The organism is Nocardiopsis prasina DSM 43845, assembly GCF_000341265.1.
GTDB lineage: Bacteria > Actinomycetota > Actinomycetes > Streptosporangiales > Streptosporangiaceae > Nocardiopsis > Nocardiopsis prasina.
Map to the genome: position 1 here is coordinate 1 of NZ_ANAE01000168.1, position 1,796 is coordinate 1,796.

The 1,796-nt window shown below is 71.4% G+C and carries 2 protein-coding genes; both read left to right on the top strand.

Translation table 11 applies throughout. The annotated features are described in order from the left end of the window. The coding region (locus tag D452_RS28735; RefSeq protein WP_040694479.1) for an ACT domain-containing protein at positions 1–394 on the top strand (394 nt) is incomplete at its 5' end. A 220-nt stretch (positions 395–614) separates the two neighbouring features. Further along, on the top strand, positions 615–1,673 hold the full coding sequence (thrC, locus tag D452_RS0120770) for a threonine synthase (RefSeq protein WP_193374262.1): 1,059 nt from the start codon (positions 615–617) through the stop codon (positions 1,671–1,673). Positions 1,674–1,796: the final 123 nt, after the last annotated feature.

The window sequence follows — 1,796 nt, forward strand, 5'->3', positions numbered from 1 at the left end:
TGCCGGGGCCGGGGGCACGCCCACGGCCAGCGCCGTCCTGGGCGACCTGGTGGCGGTGGTCCGCAACCGCCTGACCCACACGTCGGTGTCCGAGGGTGCCCACGACACGGGACTCCCGGTGCACGACATGGGGCACACCATCACCAGCTACCACGTGGCGCTGGACGTGGCCGACCGCCCCGGTGTGCTTTCCAAGGTCGCCGAGATCTTCGCCGACCACGGGGTGTCCATCAAGAACGTGCGTCAGGAGGGGACGGGGGACGACGCCCAGCTCGTGCTGGTCAGCCACCCCGCGCCCGACGCGGCCCTGAGCAGCACCGTCGAGAAGCTCAGCGCGCACCCGATGGTCCGCGACGTCGCCAGCGTGATGCGCGTGGAGACCTTCCAGGAGTAGCCCCGCCGTCCCGGGGACGCGCCCTCGCGCGCCCCGGACGGAGTGTCCACATGGTGAGAAACACCTTCCCGAGATGCAAGACAGCTCGGGCTGGGTCATAGACTCGTAGCTGGTGGGGACCGATCGCTCCCGCGACGCCCCGCCCGCATCCCCACGCGCGCCGGGTCCGGCCGCGCGTCCAGCGCAACAGCATCCACCCGAAAGGGACACCGTCGTGAGCATGGCACGGGCGTGGCGAGGCATCGTCGAGGAGTACCGCGACCGCCTTCCCGTCAACGAGAACACCCCCGTCGTCACCCTCCAGGAGGGCGGCACCCCGCTGCTGCCCGCCACGCGCGTATCCGAGCTCACCGGATGCGAGGTCCTCCTCAAGGTCGAGGGCCTCAACCCCACCGGTTCCTTCAAGGACCGGGGCATGACCATGGCCATCACCAAGGCCGCCGAGGACGGCGCCAAGGCCGTCATCTGCGCCTCCACCGGCAACACCAGCGCCAGCGCCGCCGCCTACGCGATCCGCGCGGGCATGACCTGCGCCGTGCTGGTGCCCCAGGGCAAGATCGCGATGGGCAAGCTCGCCCAGGCCCTCGTACACGGCGCCCGCCTCCTCCAGGTCGACGGCAACTTCGACGACTGCCTGGAACTGGCCCGCAAGCTCAGCGTCGACTACCCGGTCGCCCTGGTGAACTCGGTCAACCCCTACCGCCTCCAGGGACAGAAGACCGCCGCCTTCGAGATCGTGGACGCCCTCGGCGACGCCCCGGACATCCACTGCATCCCGGTCGGCAACGCGGGCAACATCACCGCCTACTGGATGGGCTACACCGAGTACGCCAGAGACGGTGTCTCCACCAAGGCCCCGAGCATGTTCGGCTTCCAGGCCAGCGGTTCGGCGCCCATCGTCGACGGCGCCCCGGTGACCAGCCCGAGCACCATCGCCACCGCGATCCGGATCGGCAACCCCGCCTCCTGGAAGCTCGCCGAGCAGGCCCGCGACGAGTCCGGCGGCCTCATCGACAAGGTCACCGACCGGCAGATCATGGCCGCCTACAAGCTCCTCGCCGCCGAGGAGGGCGTGTTCGTCGAACTCGCCTCCGCCGCGAGCGTGGCCGGACTCCTCCAGGCAGCCCAGGCCGGTCTGGTCCCCAAGGGCAGCCGGATCGTGTGCACGGTGACCGGAAACGGCCTCAAGGACCCGGACTGGGCGCTGGCCGGAGCCTCCTCCGCCACCACCGTGCCCGTGGACGCTCTGGCCGCCGCCAGGGCCCTCGACCTCGCCTGACCCCGCTCCGGAGCCCGACCGCCCACCCCGGGAACCGGCTGGGCCTCTCAGCCACGGGCGAGCGCCCTCCCGTCGACCTGCCCCACAGGCGAAGGGTCGACCGGGAGCCTCAGCACCGGCTGG